Here is a 21,866-nt window from a genome sequence, read left to right as displayed (position 1 = left end):
ACGCAACCCCCGCGCCGGCGTAGTACGTACCGGGCTACGGCCCGGCCAGCGCCGGGTCGATCACCGTCTCGCCGCGCGAGGCGCGCCGCAGGGCGTCCGCCAGGTCCTCGACCGGACCGTCGCGCAGGACCAGCCCGGCCGCGCCCGCCGCGAGGACCGCGTCCAGCAGTCCCGGCCGGGCCGAGCCGGTCAGCACCAGGACCCGGCATTCCGGGTCGTCCGCGAGCAGTTCGGTGACGGCGGCCGCGTCCTCGACCAGGGCCACCGCCGGGCGGGCCGTCAGGTCCCGTACGACCTCGATGTCCGGCTGGAGTCCGAGGTGCACGGCCAGGGCCGGGTTCGCCGGGTGCAGCAGCACGCGCAGGGAGCGGGCGGGGCGGTGCGCGGAGGGCATTTCGTCCACCCCGGAAGCGTAAGTCCAGGCCCTGGTCCGCAACCGCAACACGCCTGAGGGAAAGAGCATCTGACGTGAAGTCAGGAGTCTTCCCAACTGCTGGGGCGTGCGTTATACATTCCCTCACCGGTCCTAGAACGCGTTCTAGAACGCGTCTCGCGGGGCCGGTCCCGCATACGACCTCGGTGCGGCCGACGGTGCGGACGGCCGCACCGAGGTCTTCCAAGGGCCCCGACGGCCTCGGTTTCCAACGACAGGGAGCAGCAGCCTCATGCCGATCGATGCCGCCAGGGCCCTCGCCGCCGAACCCCGCCAGGGGGACATCGGCTGGGACCACAAGGACATCCAGCTCTACCACCTCGGCCTCGGCGCCGGCCTCCCGGCCACCGACCCGGACGAACTGCGCTACACCCTGGAGTCCAAGCTCCACGTGCTCCCCAGCTTCGCGACCGTCGCCGGCGCCGGCATGGCCATGCTCGGGGGCCTCGCCGCCCCCGGGATCGACGTGAACCTCGCCTCCGTCCTGCACGGCGGCCACTCCATCGAGCTGCACCGCCCGATCCCCGTCAAGGGCCGGGCCACCTCCACCTCCAAGGTCGCCGCCCTCTACGACAAGGGGAAGGCGGCCGTGATCGTGCTGCGCTCCGAGGTCGCGGACGCCGACGGCCCGCTGTGGACCAGCGACGCGCAGCTCTTCGTGCGCGGCGAGGGCGGGTTCGGCGGGGAGCGCGGCCCCTCCGTGCGCTCCGAACTGCCCGAGCGGGCCCCCGACCGGGTCGAGGAGCGGCACGTCCGGGAGGACCAGGCGCTGCTCTACCGGCTCTCCGGCGACTGGAACCCCCTGCACGCCGACCCCGAGTTCGCCAAACTGGCGGGCTTCGACCGGCCGATCCTGCACGGCCTGTGCTCGTACGGGATGACCCTCAAGGCCGTCGTCGACACCGTCCTCGGCGGCGACGTGTCCCGGGTCCGCGCCTACCGCACCCGCTTCGCCGGGATCGTCTTCCCCGGCGAGACGCTGCGCATCCGGACGTGGCAGGAGCCCGGCCGCGTCCTGGTCGCCGTGACCGCCGTCGAACGGGACGACGCGCCGGTCCTCGCCGACACCGTCGTCGAACACGCGTAACGCAGTCAGACCGACAGAAGGAGCCGCACCGTGCGCGCAGCACTGCAGAGCGAGATCGGCCAGGACAAGCTGGAGGTCGTCGACGACATGGAGGCCGTGGGCCTCGGTCCCGGCAAGGTGAGGATCCGCATCAAGGCCACCGGCCTGTGCCACTCCGACCTCTCCGCGATGAGCGGCGTCCTGCCCCAGCCCGCCCCCTTCGTCCCCGGCCACGAGGGCTCCGGGGTGATCGCCGACGTCGGCGACGGGGTCACCCACCTGAAGCAGGGCGACCGGGTCCTGGTCTGCTGGCTGCCGCCGTGCGGACACTGTCCCTCCTGCAAGCGCGGCCAGGGCCACCTCTGCCTGGAGAGCCTGGTCAACGCGGGCACCCCCAACTTCCGCCGGGCGGGCGGGGACATCTTCGGCTTCGCGGCGACCGGCACCTTCGCCGAGGAACTCGTCGTCGACGCCAAGTGCGCGGTACCGATCCCCGACGACGTGCCCTTCGACATCGCCGCCCTCATCGGCTGCGGCGTCACCACCGGCCTCGGCGCGGCCATCAACACCGCCAAGGTGGAGGCCGGCTCCTCGGTCGCCGTCATCGGCTGCGGCGGCGTCGGCATCTCCGTCATCCAGGGCGCCAAGGTGCAGGGCGCCGCGCAGGTCGTCGCCGTCGACCCGGTGGAGTCCCGGCGCGCGGCGGCGCTGCGCTTCGGGGCGACGGAGGCGGTCGCCCCGGACGCCTTCGACGACGCCAAGAACCGCATCACCGGCGGCGAGGGCTTCGACTACGTCTTCGAGGTCGTCGGCAAGTCCGCCACCGCGCAGACCGCGTACAAGATGACCCGGCGCGGCGGCAGCGTCGTCATCGTCGGCGCGGGCGCACTCGACGACACCTTCCAGATCGACATGTTCTCGCTGTTCTTCGACGAGAAGAAGATCCTGCCCTCGATGTACGGCGGCGGCGACGTCCTGCGCTCCTACGAACGCACCATCGCGCTCTGGCGGGCCGGCCGGGTGGACCTGGAGGGACTGATCACCCACCGGGTGCAGCTCGCCGAGATCAACGACGCCCTCGACCAGATGCGCACCGGCGTGGCCCTGCGCACCTGCATCGAACTCTGACCCGTTTCGAGAGGAACCGTACGGATGTCACTGCCACTTGAGGGACTCTCCGCCATCGTCACCGGCGCCGGCCGCGGACTCGGCCGGGCCGAGGCGGTCGAACTCGCCCGGCTGGGCGCGAGCGTGGTCGTCAACGACTTCGGGCAGAGCGGCCGCGACGGCTCCGGCGAGGCCTCCGCCGCCCCGGCGGAGGAGGTGGCCGAGGAGATCCGCTCCGCCGGCGGACAGGCGGTGGCGCACCTCGGCGACGTGGCCGACTTCGAGCAGGCGCGGGAGCTCGTGGAGCTGGCGGTGTCCCGCTTCGGCAAACTGGACGTCCTGGTCAACAACGCGGGCATCCTGCGCGACCGGATGGTCTTCTCGATGTCGGAGGAGGAGTGGGACTCGGTGATCCGCGTCCACCTCAAGGGCCACTTCAACACCACGCACTTCGCCTCGGCGCACTGGCGGGAGCGGTCCAAGGCGGCGGGCGGCCCGGTCTACGGGCGGATCGTCAACACCTCCTCCGAGGCCTTCCTCGGCGGTTCGGCCGGCCAGCCGAACTACGCGGCGGCCAAGGGCGGCATCGTGGGCCTGACCACCTCGACCGCCCTGGCCCTCGCCAAGTACGGGGTCACGGCCAACGCCATCTGCCCGCGCGCCCGCACCCGGATGACCGAGGACGTCTTCGCCGGCTTCCAGGTCCCGGAGGAGGGCAAACTCGACGCGCTCGCCCCCGAGCACGTCTCCCCGCTCGTCGGCTACCTGGCCTCGCCCGCCTCGGCGAAGGCCAACGGGCAGCTGTTCGTGGTGCACGGCGGGATCGTGGCCGTGATGGACCGGCCCAGGGTGGCGGCCAAGTTCGACACCACCAAGGAGGCCTTCTCCTTCGAGGAGCTCGACGAGGTCCTCACCCCGCACTACGACTCCCGCCCGGCGAACGAGACCTTCGCCGCGACGGAGGTCCTGGGCCTCAAGCACGACTGACCGCCACGGAGGGAGACGGGGCGGCGGCCCGGGGCGGGGACCCCCGGGCCGCCGCCCCGGCGCGTGCGCGGTCAGTTCAGGAACGCGAGGGCGCTCCGCAGGTCGGCCGGGCCCCGGTAGTGCACACCGGTCATGCCGAGCGCCTCGGCCGCCTCCACGTTCTCCCGCCGGTCGTCCACGAACAGGCACCGGCCCGGCGCGGTCCCCGCCCGCTCGACCGCGATCTCGTAGATCTCCCGGTCCGGCTTGGCCACCCCCACCCGGGCGCTGCTGACGACGTGGTCGGCGAAACCGGACAGGCCCATCGTCTCCAGGTCGTCCTCCAGGTCCAGGGTCGCGTTGGTGACCAGGACCAGCGCGAGCCCCGCCGCCCGGGCCTCCCCCAGGGCGCTGAGCACCGCCCCGTCCGCCGAGAACGGGGCCTTGGCCATGGCCGTGGCCAGCTCCCGCGCCCGCTCCGCGGACAGGCCGTGCCCGTCGGCCATCGCCTCGGTGACGGACTCCACCCACTGGTCCGTGGTGATCCGGCCGACCATCAGCGGCCCGTCCCGTTCCGGTGCGAACGCCACCTTCCACGTGGTGCCCTCCGGCAGCCCCGCACGGTGTTCCAGCTCGGTCAGGCGCGTGGTGTCGTAGAAGCGGATCACGTTGTCGATGTCGCACAGCACCGCGTCGAAGGGCCGGGCCGTACCGCTGTCTTCGGAGATCGTCACCGTCCCTGCCTACCACGCCCCGGCAGCCCCGCTCAGTGCAGGGGTGCCTGCTGGAGCGGTACGGGCCGGGGGGCCGGGGCCGGGGCCGGCGCGGGGTCCAGCCGGACCGGCGGGGGCGGGGCCACGGGCTGGCTCAGGCTCATGACGCCGCAGGGGACCTCCGGGACGGCGTACGGGAGCCGCAGGCGGCCCTCCGGCGTCCACAGGCCGGTGCCCCCCAGCCAGCCCGCCGGGGCGCCGAGCCGGAACACGTGCCGGTCGGCCGGGCGCCACAGCGCGAGGCCGGCCTCACCCACGCGCAGCGCCACCCCGCAGGTCTCCGGCATCAGCGCCTGGCCGGGCTGGACCGCGAACGGGGTCGCCCCGCCCTCCAGCCGCAGGCACTCCGGGAAGCGGACCGGGCGGGCACTGCCCAGCACCCCCCAGCCGAGGCGCGGTTCGCCCGGGGCGTCCGAGCGGATCACCAGCAGCCCGCTGTCCGGGGCCGCCAGCAGCAGCCGGTCGTCGCTGTCCTCGGAGATCTGGAGCAGCGGGCTGACCCCGCCGCCGCCCAGGTCCACGGCGACGGCCTTGGTGCGGCCGTCCAGCTCGCGGTCCAGCGCCAGCAGCCGCCCCGTCCGGTCCAGCCACACGCCGCCCGAGCAGCGGCCCGGGACGTGGGAGACCCGCTGCGGTCCGGGACGGTTTCCGGCCACCTGCCATACGGTGCTGTCCTCGGGGCCCACGGCCAGCGCGTAGGCGGCGGCCCCGTCGGGGGAGGGGGGCAGCAGGGTGACCCGCAGGCCCGGCCGCGCGGCCAGCGAGCCCAGGACGAGTTCCCCGGTACGGGGGCCCGCCGCGGCGCCCGTCGGGTACAGCAGGGCGAACACGTGCCGGTCGGCCACCCGGCGGTGGATCAGCACCCGTCCGTCGGCCAGCGGCTGCACCTCGCTGTCGGCCTCCTCGGGCTGCGCGAGCGGCAACGGCACCGCGTACGGCTCCGGCCCGGCCAGCGTCCAGCGCTCCGGGTAGCGCGCCTCCCCCTCACCGGCCAGCCGTGCGGCGTAGGCGCCGTCGGCGGTGATCGTGAACGGGTCGGTCCTCGTGATCTCGATGGCGCAGACAGTCATCCGGGCCGTCACCTCCGCCGAGGAAGCTAGTTACGTAGCCCCTGCCGAACCACACGACGCAGCAGGCTTCACACGTACGGGTGGCCACCCGCCGATTCGCCGGTGGAAGACGTCCTGATTGTGCTGTTGCATATCGGGGCGATTGGGGTACCGGCGCGGCCGGGTCCACGCGGCCGCCCCTTCCATCGGCGCGATCCTCGGACGAGACCCCGGGCCGAGCAGCCCGGGGAACCGGCCCGAACGCCCCGAGGGGACACGAGGAACGGGCGTTTTCGAGGACGCGGCGACCCTTGGGCCGGGCCGCGGACGCCCCGGAGACGAAGGAGCCCCCAAAAAAGGGGCGGTAGCCTTGGCCTGTGCCCCGTCTCTCTGAAGTCATCGCCGCGCTGGACGCTCTCTGGCCCCCCTCGCGGGCCGAGCAGTGGGACGCCGTCGGCACCGTCTGCGGCGACCCCGACGCCGAGGTGTCCCGCGTGCTGTTCGCCGTGGACCCGGTCCAGGAGATCGCCGACGAGGCGCTGAAGCTGGGCGCCGACCTGATCGTCACCCACCACCCCCTCTACCTGCGCGGGACCACGACCGTCGAGGCGGGCACCTTCAAGGGCCGTGTCGTGCACACGCTGATCAAGAACGACATCGCGCTGCACGTGGCCCACACCAACGCCGACACCGCCGACCCCGGCGTGTCCGACGCCCTCGCCGGCGCGCTCGACCTGCGCATCACCGGCCCGCTCGTGCCCGATCCCACCGACCCGGCGGGCCGCCGCGGTCTCGGCCGGATCTGCGAGCTGGACCACCCCGAGACCCTGCGCGAGTTCGCCGCCCGCGCCGCCGCCCGGCTGCCGCACACCGCGCAGGGCATCCGCACGGCCGGCGACCCCGACGCCGTCATCCGTACCGTCGCGGTCAGCGGCGGCTCCGGCGACAGCCTCTTCGCACAGGTCCGCGCCGCCGGCGTGGACGCCTTCCTCACCGCGGACCTGCGCCACCACCCGGTGTCCGAGGCCCGCGAGCAGAGCCCGCTCGCGCTCGTCGACGCCGCCCACTGGGCCACCGAGTGGCCCTGGTGCGAGCAGGCCGCCGCCCAGCTCGACGCGATTTCCGAGCGCCACGGATGGGGTCTGCGGACCCACGTCTCGCGCGCGGTCACCGACCCCTGGACGGCGCACGCGCCGTCCGTCACACCCCCTTCTCACACAGGAGCCCCCAACTGAACGCCGAGCCCGCCGACCAGATCCGACTTCTCGACGTCCAGGCCCTGGACGTGCGGCTGTCTCAGCTCGCCCACAAGCGCAAGTCGCTGCCCGAGCACGCCGAGGTCGACTCCCTGACCAAGGACCTCAGCCAGCAGCGCGACCTGCTCGTCGCCGCGCAGACCCAGGCCAGCGACGCCGCCCGCGAGCAGACCAAGGCGGAGCAGGACGTCGACCAGGTGCGCCAGCGGGCCGCCCGCGACCAGCAGCGCCTCGACACCGGCGTCGGCATCTCGGCCCGCGACCTGGCCAACCTGCAGAGCGAGGTCGTCTCCCTCGCCAAGCGGCAGGGTGACCTGGAGGACGTCGTCCTGGAGGTCATGGAGCGCCTGGAGGCCGCGCAGGAGCGCGTCACCGGCCTGACCGAGCGCGTCGCCGCCCTGGAGACGAAGCTGACCGACGCCACCGCGCGCCGCGACGCCGCCACCGGCGAGCTCGACGACGAGGCCGCCCGCATCGCCAAGGACCGCGAGGTCATCGTCGGCTCCATGCCGGCCGACCTGATGGCCCTGTACGAGAAGATCCGCGTCAAGCAGGGCGGGGTCGGCGCCGCGCGCCTGTACCAGCGCCGCTGCGAGGGCTGCCGGCTGGAGCTCGACATGGCCGAGGTCAACGAGATCAAGGCCGCGGCCCGCAACCAGGTCGTCCGCCACGAGAACTGCGGCCGCATCCTGGTCCGTGCGGCGGACTCGGGCATCTGATGCCGCGTTTCGTCGTGGAGGCGGACGGCGGATCCCGGGGGAACCCGGGGCCCGCCGGCTACGGCGCGGTCGTCCTGGACCCGGCGACCGGTGAGACGCTCGCCGAGCGCGCCGAGTTCATCGGCGTCGCGACGAACAACGTCGCCGAGTACAAGGGCCTCATCGCGGGCCTGAAGGCGGCGGCCGAACTGGCGCCCGACGCGACGGTCCGGGTCCGGATGGACTCCAAGCTGGTCGTGGAGCAGATGTCCGGCCGCTGGAAGATCAAGCACCCGGACATGAAGCCCCTCGCCGCGGAAGCGGCGAAGGTCCTGCCGCGCGCGCAGGTCACCTACGAGTGGATCCCGCGCGAGCGCAACAAGCACGCGGACCGGCTCGCGAACGAGGCGATGGACGCGGGCAAGCGCGGCGAGCGCTGGGAGCCCTCCGCGTCCACCGCCGTGTTCACCGCCCCCTCCGGGCCCCCCGGCGACGCGGTGAAGGGCGCGGCGGCCGTCCGCGCGGCGCTGGCCGTCGCCTCCGGCGGCGCCGCGAACACCCGCGACGCCGCGGCACCCGCCGCGGCGGCGGAGTCCACGAAGACCGCTGCGGGGACCGGCTGGGGTCCCGACATGGGGACGCCCGCCACGTTCGTGCTGCTGCGGCACGGTGAGACCGCCCTCACCCCGCAGAAGCGCTTCTCCGGCAGCGGCGGCACCGACCCCGAGCTGTCCCCGGCCGGCCGGCGCCAGGCCGAGGCCGTCGCCGCCGCGCTGGCCGCGCGGGGCACCGTACAGGCCGTCGTCAGCTCCCCCCTGCGCCGCTGCCGGGAAACCGCGCAGGCCGTCGCGGACCGCCTCGGGCTCCCCGTCACGGTCGAGGAAGGGCTGCGCGAGACGGACTTCGGCGCCTGGGAGGGGCTGACCTTCGCCGAGGTGCGGGAGCGGTTCCCGGACGACCTCCAGGCGTGGCTGGACTCCCCGAAGGCGGCCCCCACGGGCGGCGGCGAGAGCTTCGCGGCCGTCACCCGCCGGGTCTCCGCCGCCCGCGACCGGCTCCTGTCGGCCCACGCGGGCCGTACCGTCCTGCTGGTCACGCACGTGACCCCGGTCAAGACGCTGGTCCGGCTCGCCCTGGGCGCCCCGCCGGAGGCGCTGTTCAAGATGGAGCTCTCCGCGGCCTCCCTGTCGGCGGTGGCCTACTACGCCGACGGCAACGCCTCCGTCCGCCTCCTGAACGACACCGCGCACCTGCGCTGAGCGCCGGTCCCCGCGAAAGACGAGAACCCCCGCCGTCCCGGCGGGGGTTCTCGTACGTGCGCCGTCGGGCGCGGAGCAGGAGTACGGCAGACGAGCCGGCCTGTACGCCGGGTTCTGTCGCCCGGAGACCTCGCGGTCGCCGGGGAGACGGCCATCCATCTAGGACCGGCGTTGCCACCGGTCTCGTGCGGTCTACCCGCGGACATCGGGCGGGCAGCCCTCGATCGTCCGCGCAGGACCCGCCGTCCGGAGACGACCGATCCCTCTTGACCTTGCTCCGGGTGGGGTTTACCTAGCCGCCTGAGTCACCTCAGGCGCTGGTGGTCTCTTACACCACCGTTTCACCCTTACCCGGGACCGGAGTCCCGGGCGGTCTGTTTTCTGTGGCACTGTCCCGCGGGTCACCCCGGGTGGCCGTTAGCCACCACCCTGCCCTGTGGAGCCCGGACGTTCCTCGGCGGGATCCTGGGACCCCGACGCGGCCGCCCGGCCGACTCGTCTGTCGTGCCGACCATGCTACCGGCTGTCCGTGGCGGCTTGACCTTGCCGCAGCGTCAGGGTTTCTACTGAGGGGCATGCGGATCGGAGAGATCGCCGTGCTCGTCGGGGTCACCACCCGGGCGATCCGGCACTACCACCATGTCGGGCTGCTCCCGGAACCGGAGCGGCGCCCCAACGGATACCGGGTCTACACCGTGCGCGACGCCGTGCTGCTGGCCCGCGTGCGCCGGCTCACGGAGCTCGGGCTGAGCCTCGACGAGGTGCGCGACGTGCTCGCGGACGACGCCGGGCGCGAGCTGGCCGACGTACTGGCGGAACTCGACGCGGACCTCGCCCGGCAGGAGGCCGAGCTGGCCGAACGCCGGCGCCGGCTCGGGGTGCTGCTCGCCGCCGGACCGGGCGAGGGCGAACCGGTGTCGCCCGCGCTCGCCGCGCTGCTGGCCCAGGCGCCGCCGACGGACTCGGCCGCCGCCGCCAAGGACCGCGAGCACCTGCTCCTGCTGGACGCGACGGGCAACGGCGGCGAGGAGATCTACGCGGCCCTCGGGCCGCTCGCCGCCGACCCGGAGGTCCTCGCACTGTACGAGCGGCTCGACGACCTCGCCGACGCCGCCGTCGACGACCCGCGGATCGGGCCGCTCGCCGACGCGCTGGTGGCGGCCGTCCCCGAGGAGGCGTTCGCCGCCGTCCCCGCCGACGGGGTGGTGGTGGACGGGTTCAAGGAGGCGCTGCTCGCCGAGTACGCCCCCGCGCAGGCCGAGGTCGTCCGCCGGGTCATGGAGGCGTTCACCCGGCGCATGGACGGGGGTGGCCGGCGATGAGCGCCGTCCGCGCGGCCCGGATCGCGGTCGCCGCCGTGATACCGGGCGAGCTGCTCCTCGTCCTGTGCCTCGCGGCCGGGGTCCGGCCGCCCGGCTGGGCGACGGCCGCCGCCGAGGCGCTGGTCCTCGGGGTGCTGCTGCTGGAGGCCTGGGTCCTGCGCGCCCTGTACGCGGCCGCCCGCGCGAGCGGGGCCACCCGGGCCGGGGCGCGGCGGGAGGCGGTGCGGGCCGTGGTGCCGGCCGTCGTACGCCGCCTGCTGCTGCACGAGCTGCGTGCGGCCGCCTCGCTGGGCCGGTGGGTGCTGCGCCGTCCGCACGGGGTCGGGCCGGGGGACGCGGCCGCCGCGTACACGGGGCCGCAGACGGCGATGATGTACGGACTGGTCTTCGTGTCGGTGGTCGAGACCGTGGCGCTGGCCTTCCTCATCCCCTGGCCGGCCGTGCACCGGGTGGTGCTGGTCCTGGACGTGTACGGGGTGCTGCTGATGCTGGCCCTGCACGCGGCCTGCGTGGTCCGGCCGCACGTGGTGGGCGCCGACGGGTCGCTGCGGATCCGGTACGGGGCGCTGTTCGACCTCACCGTCCCGGCGGACGCGGTGGCCTCGGTCCGGGTCGACCGGCGCTATCCGCAGGGCCGGCTGGTCACCCTGTCACACGGCGACGGCGACGGCGACGAGCACGCCGTGCTCGACCTGATCGTGGGGAGCCAGACCTCGGTGACCCTGGAGCTGAACCGCCCGCTGGAATTCCGCCGCCCGCTCGGCGCCCGCGCGCGGGCCCGTACGATCCGCTTCCACGCCGACGACCCCCGCGCGCTGGTCACCGCACTGCGGCAACCCGCACCCCCGTGACGGGCTGCCGCACTGCGTGGGGACTCTCCGGGGGGAGGAGGAGCCGTAGGCCGAGCGTGGCAAGCCGGAGGGGCGCTGTCTTGTCAAAAACGGCACCGACCCCGCTCACGGCCGCCAGAGCGGATCCCCCGGGAGCAGCACGCTGGTGATCCGGCCCGGCACCCGGTCCAGGGCCGAGCCCGGCGGCAGGCCGCCGCGCAGGGCCGCGAACCGGGCGGGCGGCAGGCCGGTCATGGCCTTCACGTCCCGGCCGAAGTGGGCCTGGTCGTGGTAGCCGCAGGCGGCCGCGACCAGGGCGGGGGCGGCTCCGGCCGCGAGCCGGCGCAGGGCGTGCTGGAGCCGGAACAGGCGGGCGACGGCCTTGGGCGGCAGGCCGACCTGTTCGCGGAACCGGGCCCGCAGGTGGCGGGGGCTCCAGCCGGTCTCCTCGGTGGCCCGGGCCAGCGAGCCGCCGTCGGTCCACAGCCGGGCGAGGGCGCCGCGTACTTCGGGGGTGACGGCCGGGCCCCCGTCGAGACGGGCGGCGAAGACGGAGTCGAGGAGGTCGAAGCGCTCGGGCCAGCCGTCGAGGGCCTGGAGCCGTTCGGTCAGGTGGCGGCCCTGCGGGCCGAGGACCTCGGCGAGGTCCACGAGGGCCTCCTCGAAGTGGACCATCGGGATGCCGAAGAGCCGGTAGGCGCCGAGGGGGCTCATGTTCACCTCCAGGCCGTGCACCGCGCCCGCGTGGACCCCGAGGGCGGGGACCGTGCGCGGCCCGCTGACCAGGGCGCGGGAGACGGCGGCGGGGCGCAGCCGGGCGGTGGACAGCTCGCCGGTGCGGGTGACCCACAGGCCCTCGCTGAAGGTGAAGACGAGGGTGACGCAGCCGGTGGGCAGTTCGAGCCGGCGCCGGGGCGCCTCGAACCGGGTCCGGAAGCCGGTGTAGTTGAGGACGTGGGGGCGCAGGACGGCGGCGGGCCGCCGCCGGCTCCCGGCGGGGGCCGCCCCGGGCGACGGTCGGGTGGGTGCGTCGAGGAAGCCCTTCGTGTCGGGGAAGCCCTTCGTGTCGGGGAAGCCCAACCGCGTTCCCTCCCCGGGCCGCTGCCGTCGTCGTCCGCGCGGGCCGGCTGGCCGCGATGCGCAGATGATGACAGGCAACGGGGCGCGGAGCCATGGCCGCAGCCCCCCGGGTTCAGGCGGGTGCGAACAGGATCTTCGCGGTGCCCGGGTCGGCTTGCGTGAGGCGGACCCGGATGCGGCCGCCGAGGGGGAGTTCACCGGTGGGGGATTCGACGCGGCCGACGACGGCGGGGTCCTCCAGGTGGACGGTGCCCACCCGCGGTTCGTGTTCCTTGACGTCGATGACCGTCGCCTCGAAGGTCTCCCCGACGTGGTCCTTGAGGACGGCGGCCTCGACCAGGGCCACGCACTCGCGTTCCACCGTGTTGGCCAGCCGGGTGCCCTCGGCCATCTCCCGGGGCAGCGCGTCCAGCGCCTCGACCGCCCACGCCGGGGGTTCGGTCCCGGCACACGCCGCCAGGCACAGTTCGCCGGCGTACCGGTCGGCGAGGCGGCGAAGGGGGGCGGTGCAGTGCGCGTACGGGGCCGCGACGGCGGCGTGCACGGCCGGGTCGGGGGTCTCGCCGCCGGTGAAGACGGTGTACCCGGCGCCGCGCAGCAGGGCCGTGCACTCCTGGAGGAACGCGGCGTGCGCCGGGCGGTGCGGGTCGAGGGAGCGGACCAGCTGCGCGTACGGGACGTGGTGGGGCCACTCGATCCGCAGGGCCTGCGCGGTGCGCCGCAGCCGGCCGACCGCGCCGTCCGGGGCGGCGGGCAGCGTGCGCAGGACGCCCGTACCGGCGGCGAGCATGAGGTCGGCGGCGGCCATGCCGGTCATCAGGGAGATCTGGGCGTTCCAGCCGTCCGCGGGGAGCGGGGCCCGGTAGGCCAGGCCGTACGTGCCCCCGTGCTCGGTGATCTCCTGTTCGGGGACGTTCAGGGAGATGCCGCCGCGTTCGGTCTCCAGTGCCTCGCGCAGTGTCCCGATGTCCCTCAGCAGGGCCAGGGAGGCGTCGGCGGTGCCGGTGTCGAGGGCCTTCTGCACGCCCTCGTAGTCGAGGCGGGCGCGGCTGCGGACGAGGGCCCGGCGGATCTCGGTGGTCTCGACGCGGCCCTCGGCGTCCAGGTCGAGCCGCCACACGAGGGCGGGGCGGGCCCGGTCGGGGAGCAGGCTGCCGGCGTCCTCGGAGATCACGGGCGGGTGGAGGGGGACCTTCCCGTCGGGGAAGTAGAGGGTGGTGACGCGCCGGTGGGCTTCCGCGTCGAGGGCGCCGCCGGGGGTGACGAAGGCGGCGACGTCGGCGATGGCGTAGTGGACGCGGTAGCCGCCGGTCCGCCGGGCGAGGTGGACCGCCTGGTCGAGGTCGACGGAGCCCGGCGGGTCGATGGTGAAGAACGGGAGGTCGGTGGCGTCGAGGGTGGGCAGCCGGGGCGCGGCGGCGGCCCGTCCGGCCTCGGCGAGGACCGCGGCCGGGAACTCCTCGGGCACGCCCAGTCGCGTCCGCAGTGCGCGCAGCGCGGCCCGCAGGGCAGCCCCGTCTGCGCCGGTGATGTGCATGTGGCGGCGTGGCATGGACCGAGCCTAGGGCTTTTCACCCGTTGAGGGCGGATTCAGGGCTTTCGTCCGTGCGGTCGGGCGGTCCTTGAGGCGGGTCCGGGGGGTGCGGCGGGCGGTCTACCCTGGCTCGGGGGCCGCACCCCCTGCGCCACGTCGTACTGAAGGAGAACCACCGTGCTCGTGCTGCTGCCGCCCTCCGAGGGAAAGGCCGCCGGCGGCTCCGGCGCACCGCTGGATCCGCACTCCCTGTCGCTGCCGGGGCTGGCCGGTGCGCGCGCGGCCGTGCTGGAGGAACTGGTCGAGCTGTGCGCGGCGGACGAGACGAAGGCCCGTGAGGTGCTCGGGCTCAGCGAGGGGCTGCGGGGCGAGGTCGCGAAGAACGCCGCGCTGCTGTCCGCACCCGCCCTCCCGGCGGGGGAGATCTACACCGGTGTCCTCTACGACGCCCTCGGCCTGGCGGACCTGCCGGCGGCCGCCCGGGCCGCCGCGGAGCGTTCGCTGCTGGTCTTCTCCGGGCTGTGGGGTGCGGTACGGGTGACGGACCGGATCCCCTCGTACCGCTGCTCGATGGGCGTCAAGCTGCCGGGGCTCGGCGCTCTGGGCGCGTACTGGCGCACCCCGATGGCCGGGGCGCTGCCGGAGGCGGCGGGGGACGGGCTGGTGCTCGACCTGCGGTCCTCGGCGTACGCGAGCGCGTGGAAGCCGAAGGGCGAGGCGGCCGGCCGCACGGCCACCGTGCGGGTGCTGCACTCGCAGATCGTGGACGGCGTGGAGAGGCGTTCGGTGGTGAGCCACTTCAACAAGGCCACCAAGGGGCGCCTGGTCCGCGACCTGCTGCTGGCCGGAGCCGCCCCCGCGGCCCCCGCCGAGCTGGTCACCGCCCTGCGCGACCTCGGCTACGCGGTGGAGGCCGAAGCGCCCGCGAAGGCGGGCAAGGCCTGGTCGCTGGACGTGGTCGTGACGCAGATCCACTGAGGCCGGCCAGCCGACCGGCGGCCCGCCGGCCGGGCGGTACGGGGGCGCCGCCCCGGCACCGCCCGGAAGCTCAGCGGCCCAGGGGCCAGGCCACGGTGGCCGGAGTGTGCCCGGCCTCGCCCGCGTACTGGGCGCAGGCGTCGGTCAGGGTCTCCAGCAGGGTCAGGGGGTCCGGGAGCGGATGGCCCATGTCGCGCAGCCAGCTCACCGAGAGGTCACCGGGCAGCGTCGACGGGGGGAGCAGGACGTAGCTGCCGCGGCAGTGCCAGCGCAGGCCCGGGTGCTCGTCCATCGTCTCGGGGTGGCAGTCCAGTTCGCAGGGCCACCATTCGTCCTCGTCCTCCGGCGTACCGCGGGTCGCCGTGAAGAACAGCATCCGGGCCTGGTCGCCCGTACCGCCCGATTCGGCGACGGGTCCGACCTCGATCCCGGCGGCCAGCAGGCGCTCCAGCGCGCCGCGGCCCGCTTGCAGGGGCACGTCCAGGACGTCGTGGACCATGCCCGTCGCGGTGATGAAGTTGGCCTGGGGCTGGTTGCGCGCCCAGCGTTCGATCTGCCCCCGGTCGGTGGTCGACTGCGTCTGCCAGGCGAAGGAGACGGGGTGCCGTGCGGGGGTGGGACAGCCGATGCGGTCGCACGAACATCGGTAGCCGGCGGGATGGGCGGCGGGGGCGATCGGGAGACCTGCGGCGGCGACGGCCAGGAGCAGCGCCTCGCGTTCCCTGCCGGGGTCTTCGGGAGCCGGTTTCGAGCGGCGGCGCAGCCACTGGGAAATCCTGCTCTGCTCGCCGCGTTTGACGCGGCCGGACTCAGACCCCATCTATCCCCTCACCTCACCGTTGACCCGGCAGACCGGCCCAGACCAAGACATCGTCCCACCATCCTGCGCGCCGGGTGACCGCACCCCACGATCGGGGTCCCCCCGGAGCGGCCGGATCCGGCCGTGTGTTCCCGGCCGCGCAGGGCGTCGCGGCCCGCCGGGCCGTGCGCGGCCGCCCCGGTCCGTGACCTATCCCACGCCGCCGGACGCCGGTCCGGGGTGTGCGCCGGGCCCGGCGTTCGCCCGCAGCACCGCGTCCACGAGCGCGTCGGTGTAGGCGTGCGTCAGCGGGGCGGTCCGCATCAGCCAGCGGTAGGTGAGCGGCCCGAGCAGCATCTCGACCGTCAGCCGCAGGTCGGTGTCCGGGGCGAGGTGCCCGGCGTCCCGGGCCGCCCGCAGCCGGGCTTCGTACAGGGCGAGCTGCGGTTCGAGGAGCTGCTCGGTGAAGCGGGCCCCCAGCTCCGGGTCGGTCGCTCCGGCGGCGGTCAGGGCGCGCGCGGGGGCTTCGTACTTCTCGTCGTTGAACTCGTCCACCGTGGCCCGCAGTACGGACTTCAGGTCGGCCGCGAGGTCCCCGGTGTCGGGGAAGCCCGACCAGTCGGCGTCCGTCTCCGCGTCCCCGGCCAGCGCGAGCGAGGCGTCCAGGAGGACGGCCGCCTTCGAGGACCACCAGCGGTAGATGGTCTGCTTGCCGACCCCGGCGCGGGCGGCGATGGCCTCGATGGTCAGCTTGTTGTAGCCGACCTCTCCGACCAGCGCGAGCGCGGCGTCGAGGATGGCGCGCCGCGAGCGGTCGCTGCGGCGGGTGGCGTCGGGAGTCTTGCTCATACGGGCCAACGTACCAATGCGAGACGTCTCGTCTTCCAGCGATCTCATAAACCACCCGGTCAGTTCACTGCGCGGTTTCCGTTGAGGAGAGACGATTCTCTTCACACACGCACGCCCCGTGAGTCCGCAAGTCGTGAGGAGCCTTCTTTGCGCAGAGACGCCACACCCCGGCGCTACCTGATGTGCCCACCCGCACACTTCAAGGTCACGTACTCCATCAACCCGTGGATGGACCCCACGAAACCGGTGGACCTGCCCCTCGCACAAGCCCAGTGGGAAGACCTCCGGGACCGCTACCGGGCCCTCGGCCACACCGTCGAGACCCTCGAACCGCAGCCCGGCCTGCCCGACATGGTCTACGCGGCCAACGGCGCCCTGGTCGTCGACGGCCGGGTGCTCGGGGCCCGGTTCGCCTACCCGGAGCGCACCGCCGAGGCGGAGATCCACCTCGCGTGGTTCCGCTCGCACGGATTCCGGGACGTCCACGAGCCGTCCCACGTCAACGAGGGCGAGGGCGACTTCGCCGTCACCGCCACCTACATCCTCGCCGGCCGGGGCTTCCGCTCCAGCCCGCTCTCGCACGACGAGGCCCAGGAGTTCTTCGGCCGCCCCGTCATCGGCCTCGACCTGGTGGACCCGCGCTTCTACCACCTGGACACGGCCCTGTGCGTGCTCGACGGGGACGAGATCATGTACCACCCGCAGGCCTTCTCGGCCGGGAGCCGGGCCGTGCTGCGCCGGCTCTTCCCGGACGCCCTGCTCGTGGACACCCAGGACGCGGAGGCCTTCGGGCTGAACTCCGTCTCCGACGGCCGCCACGTCCTGCTCCCGCAGGCGGCGACCGGACTGCTCGCACCGCTGCGCGACCGCGGCTTCGAGCCCGTCCCGATGGACCTGGGCGAACTGCTCAAGGGCGGCGGCAGCGTGAAGTGCTGCACCCAGGAGCTGCGGCCCGCGGCCGGGGACTGAGGGACCCGGGCGCGCTACGGGGCGTCGGCCGGGGGCCACTCCTGGCCCCAGTCGACGTCCCGGGCCGCCTTGTAGAGGCCGCCGTGGCGCTTGGTCACGGTGGCCCGGGTCAGGCCCTGCTCCCGGGGGCCGCACAGCTCCAGCTGTACGAGCCCCTTCCGGATCTGCGGCCTCCGCGTGATCCGGGAGGGGACCGGCGCCACGGGGAACCGGGCCGCGGCGACGTAGCTGAACTTCTCGTCCTCGTACGCGAGGGAACCGCCCTTGACCTGCCGGTGCAGGGAGGATCGGCTGACCCGCGCCGAGAAGTGGCACCAGTCCTGGCCGACCTCGATCGGGCAGGTGCCGTCGTGCGGACAGGGCGCGGCCACCTTCAGCCCGGCCCCGATGAGCTGGTCGCGGGCCTCGCGGATGCGCAGGTACCCCTCGGGCGTGCCCGGCTCGATCAGCACCACGGCCTGCCCGGCGCGGGCGGCCTCGGCGACGACGGCCCGGCGGGCCGGCTCCGTCAGCTCTCCGAGCACGTACGACACCGTCACCAGGTCGGCCCCGGGCAGGCTGATCCCGCTGCCGATGACCGCCCGCCGCCACTCGGCGCCGCGCAGCACCTCGGAGGACGAACGCCCCGCCAGCTCCTTGCCGAGGGCCAGCGCCGGCTCCGCCCAGTCCAGCACCGCGGTCGTGCGGGGCCCGTCCCAGGTGGCGTCGACCGCCCAGGTGGCCGCGCCGGTGCCGCCGCCCACGTCCACGTGCGAGGCCGGCGACCAGTCCGGAGCGGCCCCGGCCAGCCCGTCCAGGGCGGACCGTACGGCTTCGAAGGTCGCCGGCATGCGGTACGCCGCGTACGCCGCGACGTCGGAGCGGTCGCGCAGCACGGGGACGTCGGTCGGGATCGTGCCCCGGTAGTTGGAGATCAGCCGCTCGACGGCGGCCGCGGCCTGCTTCGGCGGGAGCCCGTCGAGGAGTCCGCCCAGCGCGGACCGGAGGGTTTCGGCGGTGGTCGGGACGGAGGCGGGGACGGAGGCGTTCACCCGCGAAGTTTACGGCGCTCCGAGGGGCCGCCCGGCATCACCGGCACGGCCCCCGCGCACTCAGCCGCGGTGCGCGGTCACCCCGCGGCCGCCATCGGGCTCCGGGGCCGCCACGGCCGGCACATCCCGAGGAAGCAGACCGCCGACAGCAGCGAGCAGACCAGCTGGACCAGCGCCATCGGCACCGCCGTGTCCTCGCCCGCGATCCCGACCAGCGGCGAGGCGATCGCCCCGACGAGGAATGAGGAGGTGCCCAGCAGCGCGGACGCCGATCCGGCCGCGTGCGGGGTGCGCATCAGGGCCTGAGCGTTGGTGTTCGGCAGCAGCAGGCCCATCGCCGACATCAGGACGAACAGGGCCGAGGCGACCGGGAACAGCCCGACCTCGCCGAACACCCCGGTCGACATCAGCAGCAGGGCCACGGAGGCGACGGTGATGATCCCGATGCCCACGGCCAGCGCCTTGTCCAGGCTGACCCGGCCGACCAGCAGCTTGCCGTTGATCTGGCCGACGATGATCAGGCCGACGGAGTTCACGCCGAACAGCAGGCTGAAGGCCTGCGGCGAGGCGCCGTAGATCTCCTGCACCACGAACGGCGAGGCGGATATGTAGGAGAACAGCACCGCGAACGCGAAGCCGCCCGTCAGGGTGTACCCGGCGAAGACCCGGTCGCCGAGCAGCCCCCGCATGGTCCGCAGGGCCGCGCCCACGCCCCCGGTCTGGCGCCGCTCCGGCGGCAGCGTCTCGTCGAGGCTGCGCCACACGACGGCGGTGAGCGCGGCGCCGACCACGGTCAGCACGACGAAGACGCCCCGCCAGTCCGCGAACCGCAGGACCTGGCCGCCGATCAGCGGAGCGACGATCGGGGCGGCCCCGGATATCAGCATCAGCGTCGAGAAGAACCTGGCCATCTCGACCCCGTCGTACAGGTCGCGCACGACGGCCCGCGCGATGACGATGGCGGCCGCTCCGGCCAGGCCCTGGAGCAGGCGGAAGCCGATCAGCAGCTCGGCGGTCGGGGCGAGGGCGCAGATCGCGGTGGCGAGGACGTAGACGACCATGCCGATCAGCAGGGGCCTGCGGCGGCCCCACTTGTCGCTCATCGGGCCGATGACCAGCTGGCCCAGCGCCATGCCGGCGAGGCAGGAGGTGAGGGTGAGCTGGACGGTCGCGGCCGGGCTGTGCAGGGCGTTGGTGACCTCCGGCAGCGCCGGCAGGTACATGTCCATGGACAGCGGGGGGAGGGCGGTGAGCCCGCCCAGCACGAAGGTGACGAGCAGGCCGGTGCGCCGCGCGGCCGCCAGGGGTGCGGGCGCGGTGCCGGCTTCCGGGACGCCGGCGGCGACGGTGGCGGGGTCCGGGACGGGGGCGGTGGACAGGGCGGGCGCGGAGGACTTTTCGGGCGACGGCACGGGCGGCGGCTCGGGTGACGGCTCGTGCGAGGGGGCCGTCGAGGGGCCTCTCTCCGACATGCGGAACTCCAGTCTTTTCATCTGCTTTACGCACCCCTGACCGACCCATGCTCTCAGCTGTCGGAACGTCCGTGGCCCGGTCGCCGGTGTGACGTAGCCTGCGGCCCCATGAGCGCACGTCTGAGCAAGATCGCAGTAGTGACCGGGGCCGGCTCCGGTATCGGCCGCTCCGTGGCCCTGACCCTGGCGGAGGCCGGCTGGTCCGTGGTCGTCGCCGGCCGCCGGGCCGAACCCCTGGCGGAGACCGCCGCGGCGGCCGGGGCCGGCGCCGACGTCTTCCCCGTACGGGCCGACGTCAGCGACCCCGACGACGTGAACGCGCTCTTCGCGGCCGTACGGGAACGCCACGGCCGCCTGGACCTGCTGTTCAACAACGCCGGCACCTTCGGTCCGGCCGGAGTCCCGCTGGAGGACATCGGCTACGAGGCCTGGCGCTCGGTCGTCGACGTCAACCTGACCGGGTCCTTCCTGTGCGCCCAGGCGGCCTTCCGGCAGATGAAGGCCCAGGACCCGCAGGGCGGCCGGATCATCAACAACGGCTCCATCTCGGCCCACGTCCCGCGCCCGAACTCCGTCGCCTACACGGCGACCAAGCACGCCATGACCGGCCTGACGAAGTCCCTCTCCCTGGACGGACGCCCGTACCGGATCGCCTGCGGGCAGATCGACATCGGCAACGCGGCGACCGAGATGACCGAGCGCATGCAGACCGGCATCCTCCAGGCCAACGGACAGCTCGCGGTCGAACCCGTCATGGACGCCGCCGACGTGGCCCGCACGGTGCTGCACATGGCGGAGCTGCCGCTGGAGGCGAACGTGCAGTTCGCGACGGTGATGGCGACCGCGATGCCCTTCATCGGGCGCGGCTGACCACCGGGAATGACACCCCGTCCGGCGGGGTTGAGCCGGTCATGACGACCGAAGTACTGCGCTACACCGCCTTTTCCGAGGACCCGGCCGGCGGCAACCCCGCCGGGGTCGTCCTCGACGCGTCCGGCCTGGACGAGACCGCCATGCTGGCGATCGCCGCCCGGCTCGGCTACAGCGAGACGGCCTTCCTCACCGGCCCGGCCGGGCCCGTACCGCCGGGGGAGGCCGCCCCGGACCCCGGACGCGGCTTCACCGTGCGGTACTTCAGCCCCAAGGCCGAAGTGCCGTTCTGCGGGCACGCCACCGTCGCCGCCGCCGTGGCGCTGGCCGAGCGGATCGGCCCCGGGGAGCTGCTCTTCGACACCCGGGCCGGGACCGTACCGGTCTCCGTCACCGCCGCGGACGGGGGCCTGCGGGCGACCCTGACCAGCGTCGTCCCGCACGTCGAGGACATCGCCGGAGCCGACCTCGCCGAGGCGCTGGCCGCCCTCGACTGGCCGGCGGGCGACCTCGACCCGCAGCTGCCGCCGCGGATCGCCTACGCCGGAGCCCGCCACCTCGTGCTCGGCGCCGCCACCCGCGCCCGGCTCGCCGACCTGGCCTACGACTTCCCCCGGCTGGAGGCCCTGATGCGGCGCCTGGACCTCGTCACGGTCCAGCTCGTGCACCGGGCGGGCCCGGCCCTGTTCCACGTACGGGACCCCTTCCCGGTCGGCGGCGTCGTCGAGGACCCCGCCACCGGAGCCGCCGCGGCCGCCTTCGGGGCGTACGCCCGCGAGCTCGGCCTCGTCCCGGAGCAGGCGGTCCTCACCCTCCACCAGGGCGACGACATGGGCCGCCCCGGCGTCCTGACCGTCGAACTGCGGGCCGGCGACCCCCGCGTGCGGGTGGCCGGCGCGGGCGTACGGATCCCCTGATGCGGCTGGTCTCGTACGCGCAGGCAGAACTCCCCGAGGCCCTCGCCGACCGGATCGCCGCCCTGGAGGCGACGGCCTGGCCCGGCGCGGCCTCCGGACACGACCCCGCCCTCGACCCGCGGGCGCTGCTGCTCGTGGACGCCGCCGGGACGGTCGGCGCCTCACTCGCGCTGCTGTACAAGGAGGTTCCGGTCGCCGGCCGGACCTGCCGCGCGGCCGGGCTCAGCTCGGTGGTGACCCGGCCGGAGCTGCGCGGCCGGGGGCTCGGCGGCCGGCTGGTGGACGCGGCCCGCATGGCCCTGGCCGCCGACCCGGCGGTGGACCTGGCCCTGTTCAGCTGCGACCGGCCGCTGACCCCGTTCTACGAGGGGGCCGGCTTCGGCTGCCTGCCCGGCACCGTCCTGGTCGGAGGCACCCCGGCCGAACCCCTGGCCACCGACGCCCCCGGCTTCGACAAGGCCGTCCTCGCCGCGTTCTTCACCCCGGATCCGGAAGCGGATCGCGCCGCGCTGACCGGGGTCCGCGTTCCGCTCCACCCGGGGGACGTCGACCGGCTCTGGTGACACCGCCGCACCCCCGCGGCCGGGCCCGGCGGCCGGGCCGCCCGG

The 21,866-nt window shown here is 74.5% G+C and carries 22 protein-coding genes and 1 other RNA gene; 13 read left to right on the top strand and 10 right to left on the bottom strand.

The genetic code is table 11. The features are described 5' to 3' along the window. Positions 1-34: 34 nt before the first annotated feature. Positions 35-394, bottom strand: coding sequence for a response regulator (locus AC07B0_RS18025; RefSeq protein WP_356877496.1), 360 nt, complete (start codon positions 392-394; stop codon positions 35-37). A gap of 271 nt (positions 395-665) precedes the next feature. On the opposite strand from AC07B0_RS18025, the gene AC07B0_RS18020 reads away from it, so the two are divergent. From AC07B0_RS18020 to AC07B0_RS18010, 3 genes are read left to right on the top strand one after another with little or no spacing between them, the layout of a single operon-like run. Then, entirely contained in the window at positions 666-1,520 is an 855-nt protein-coding gene (locus AC07B0_RS18020; RefSeq protein ID WP_478864683.1) for a MaoC/PaaZ C-terminal domain-containing protein, read from the top strand. Positions 1,521-1,550: 30 nt separating this feature from the next. Continuing rightward, a complete protein-coding gene (locus tag AC07B0_RS18015; RefSeq protein ID WP_356877369.1) occupies positions 1,551-2,627 on the top strand; it encodes a Zn-dependent alcohol dehydrogenase in 1,077 nt (358 codons plus the stop codon). Between the two features lie 24 nt (positions 2,628-2,651). Further along, complete coding sequence (locus AC07B0_RS18010; RefSeq protein ID WP_478898574.1) at positions 2,652-3,593, top strand: 3-oxoacyl-ACP reductase; 942 nt, start codon at positions 2,652-2,654, stop codon at positions 3,591-3,593. 71 nt (positions 3,594-3,664) lie between these two features. On the opposite strand, the gene AC07B0_RS18005 is transcribed toward AC07B0_RS18010, so the two are convergent. Beyond that, positions 3,665-4,306 (bottom strand): HAD family hydrolase, encoded by a 642-nt coding sequence (locus AC07B0_RS18005; protein ID WP_356877373.1) that lies wholly within the window; start codon positions 4,304-4,306, stop codon positions 3,665-3,667. Between the two features lie 32 nt (positions 4,307-4,338). After that, a complete protein-coding gene (locus AC07B0_RS18000) occupies positions 4,339-5,415 on the bottom strand; it encodes a TolB-like translocation protein (protein WP_356877375.1) in 1,077 nt (358 codons plus the stop codon). Positions 5,416-5,771: 356 nt separating this feature from the next. Here AC07B0_RS18000 and AC07B0_RS17995 point away from each other — a divergent pair, with 356 nt between their 5' ends. Genes AC07B0_RS17995 through AC07B0_RS17985 form a run of 3 tightly spaced genes read left to right on the top strand, consistent with a single transcriptional unit; the run spans position 5,772 to position 8,607 of the window. Beyond that, entirely contained in the window at positions 5,772-6,629 is an 858-nt protein-coding gene (locus tag AC07B0_RS17995) for a Nif3-like dinuclear metal center hexameric protein (RefSeq protein WP_356877377.1), read from the top strand. Further along, positions 6,626-7,369: a zinc ribbon domain-containing protein gene (locus AC07B0_RS17990; RefSeq protein ID WP_356877497.1), complete on the top strand. Its 744-nt coding sequence runs from the start codon at positions 6,626-6,628 to the stop codon at positions 7,367-7,369. Before AC07B0_RS17995 ends, AC07B0_RS17990 begins: the two co-directional genes overlap by 4 nt. Further along, the gene (locus tag AC07B0_RS17985; protein WP_478898573.1) at positions 7,369-8,607 is read left to right on the top strand and encodes a bifunctional RNase H/acid phosphatase; all 1,239 of its coding nucleotides are present in this window, start codon (positions 7,369-7,371) and stop codon (positions 8,605-8,607) included. Before AC07B0_RS17990 ends, AC07B0_RS17985 begins: the two co-directional genes overlap by 1 nt. An 87-nt stretch (positions 8,608-8,694) precedes the next feature. Here AC07B0_RS17985 and rnpB read toward each other — a convergent pair. Next, an RNA gene (rnpB, locus tag AC07B0_RS17980) (RNase P RNA component class A) lies at positions 8,695-9,105 on the bottom strand. A 77-nt stretch (positions 9,106-9,182) separates the two neighbouring features. Here rnpB and AC07B0_RS17975 point away from each other — a divergent pair. Both AC07B0_RS17975 and AC07B0_RS17970 read left to right on the top strand, forming a co-directional pair. Continuing rightward, positions 9,183-9,929 carry a MerR family transcriptional regulator gene (locus tag AC07B0_RS17975; RefSeq protein WP_469379833.1) on the top strand — a complete coding sequence of 249 codons (747 nt, stop codon included), beginning with the start codon at positions 9,183-9,185 and terminating at the stop codon, positions 9,927-9,929. Further along, positions 9,926-10,780 (top strand): hypothetical protein, encoded by an 855-nt coding sequence (locus tag AC07B0_RS17970; RefSeq protein ID WP_469379835.1) that lies wholly within the window; start codon positions 9,926-9,928, stop codon positions 10,778-10,780. Before AC07B0_RS17975 ends, AC07B0_RS17970 begins: the two co-directional genes overlap by 4 nt. 105 nt (positions 10,781-10,885) lie before the next feature. Here AC07B0_RS17970 and AC07B0_RS17965 read toward each other — a convergent pair whose 3' ends face one another. Further along, positions 10,886-11,839 (bottom strand): helix-turn-helix domain-containing protein, encoded by a 954-nt coding sequence (locus tag AC07B0_RS17965; RefSeq protein ID WP_469379837.1) that lies wholly within the window; start codon positions 11,837-11,839, stop codon positions 10,886-10,888. 112 nt (positions 11,840-11,951) lie between these two features. Next, entirely contained in the window at positions 11,952-13,391 is a 1,440-nt protein-coding gene (locus AC07B0_RS17960) for an RNB domain-containing ribonuclease (RefSeq protein WP_478898572.1), read from the bottom strand. Positions 13,392-13,550: 159 nt separating this feature from the next. On the opposite strand from AC07B0_RS17960, the gene yaaA reads away from it, so the two are divergent. Continuing rightward, positions 13,551-14,351, top strand: a complete 801-nt coding sequence (yaaA, locus tag AC07B0_RS17955) for a peroxide stress protein YaaA (protein WP_356877389.1) — start codon at positions 13,551-13,553, stop codon at positions 14,349-14,351. Between the two features lie 70 nt (positions 14,352-14,421). On the opposite strand, the gene AC07B0_RS17950 is transcribed toward yaaA, so the two are convergent. Both AC07B0_RS17950 and AC07B0_RS17945 read right to left on the bottom strand, forming a co-directional pair. Beyond that, on the bottom strand, positions 14,422-15,171 hold the full coding sequence (locus tag AC07B0_RS17950) for a bifunctional DNA primase/polymerase (protein ID WP_356877391.1): 750 nt from the start codon (positions 15,169-15,171) through the stop codon (positions 14,422-14,424). A 189-nt stretch (positions 15,172-15,360) separates the two neighbouring features. Beyond that, positions 15,361-15,999 (bottom strand): TetR/AcrR family transcriptional regulator, encoded by a 639-nt coding sequence (locus tag AC07B0_RS17945; protein WP_467290858.1) that lies wholly within the window; start codon positions 15,997-15,999, stop codon positions 15,361-15,363. Between the two features lie 81 nt (positions 16,000-16,080). Between AC07B0_RS17945 and ddaH the strand changes: the two genes are divergently transcribed. Further along, positions 16,081-16,968: a dimethylargininase gene (gene ddaH, locus AC07B0_RS17940; RefSeq protein ID WP_356877395.1), complete on the top strand. Its 888-nt coding sequence runs from the start codon at positions 16,081-16,083 to the stop codon at positions 16,966-16,968. A gap of 14 nt (positions 16,969-16,982) precedes the next feature. On the opposite strand, the gene AC07B0_RS17935 is transcribed toward ddaH, so the two are convergent. Together AC07B0_RS17935 and AC07B0_RS17930 are read right to left on the bottom strand one after the other, a co-directional pair. Continuing rightward, the gene (locus AC07B0_RS17935) at positions 16,983-17,999 is read right to left on the bottom strand and encodes a small ribosomal subunit Rsm22 family protein (RefSeq protein ID WP_469379843.1); all 1,017 of its coding nucleotides are present in this window, start codon (positions 17,997-17,999) and stop codon (positions 16,983-16,985) included. Between the two features lie 77 nt (positions 18,000-18,076). Then, entirely contained in the window at positions 18,077-19,471 is a 1,395-nt protein-coding gene (locus tag AC07B0_RS17930; protein ID WP_469379845.1) for a multidrug effflux MFS transporter, read from the bottom strand. 108 nt (positions 19,472-19,579) lie between these two features. Here AC07B0_RS17930 and AC07B0_RS17925 point away from each other — a divergent pair, with 108 nt between their 5' ends. Genes AC07B0_RS17925 through AC07B0_RS17915 form a run of 3 tightly spaced genes read left to right on the top strand, consistent with a single transcriptional unit; the run spans position 19,580 to position 21,821 of the window. Further along, positions 19,580-20,341: an SDR family oxidoreductase gene (locus AC07B0_RS17925; protein WP_469379847.1), complete on the top strand. Its 762-nt coding sequence runs from the start codon at positions 19,580-19,582 to the stop codon at positions 20,339-20,341. Between the two features lie 41 nt (positions 20,342-20,382). Continuing rightward, positions 20,383-21,258: a PhzF family phenazine biosynthesis isomerase gene (locus AC07B0_RS17920; protein ID WP_478898571.1), complete on the top strand. Its 876-nt coding sequence runs from the start codon at positions 20,383-20,385 to the stop codon at positions 21,256-21,258. Further along, on the top strand, positions 21,258-21,821 hold the full coding sequence (locus tag AC07B0_RS17915) for a GNAT family N-acetyltransferase (protein WP_478898570.1): 564 nt from the start codon (positions 21,258-21,260) through the stop codon (positions 21,819-21,821). The genes AC07B0_RS17920 and AC07B0_RS17915 overlap by 1 nt, the downstream gene beginning before the upstream one ends. The last annotated feature ends 45 nt before the right edge of the window (positions 21,822-21,866 follow it).

The organism is Streptomyces sp. NPDC044704, assembly GCF_056433525.1.
Note: the sequence above shows the minus strand (reverse complement) of the source record. Positions and strands in the feature narration are given on the sequence as shown.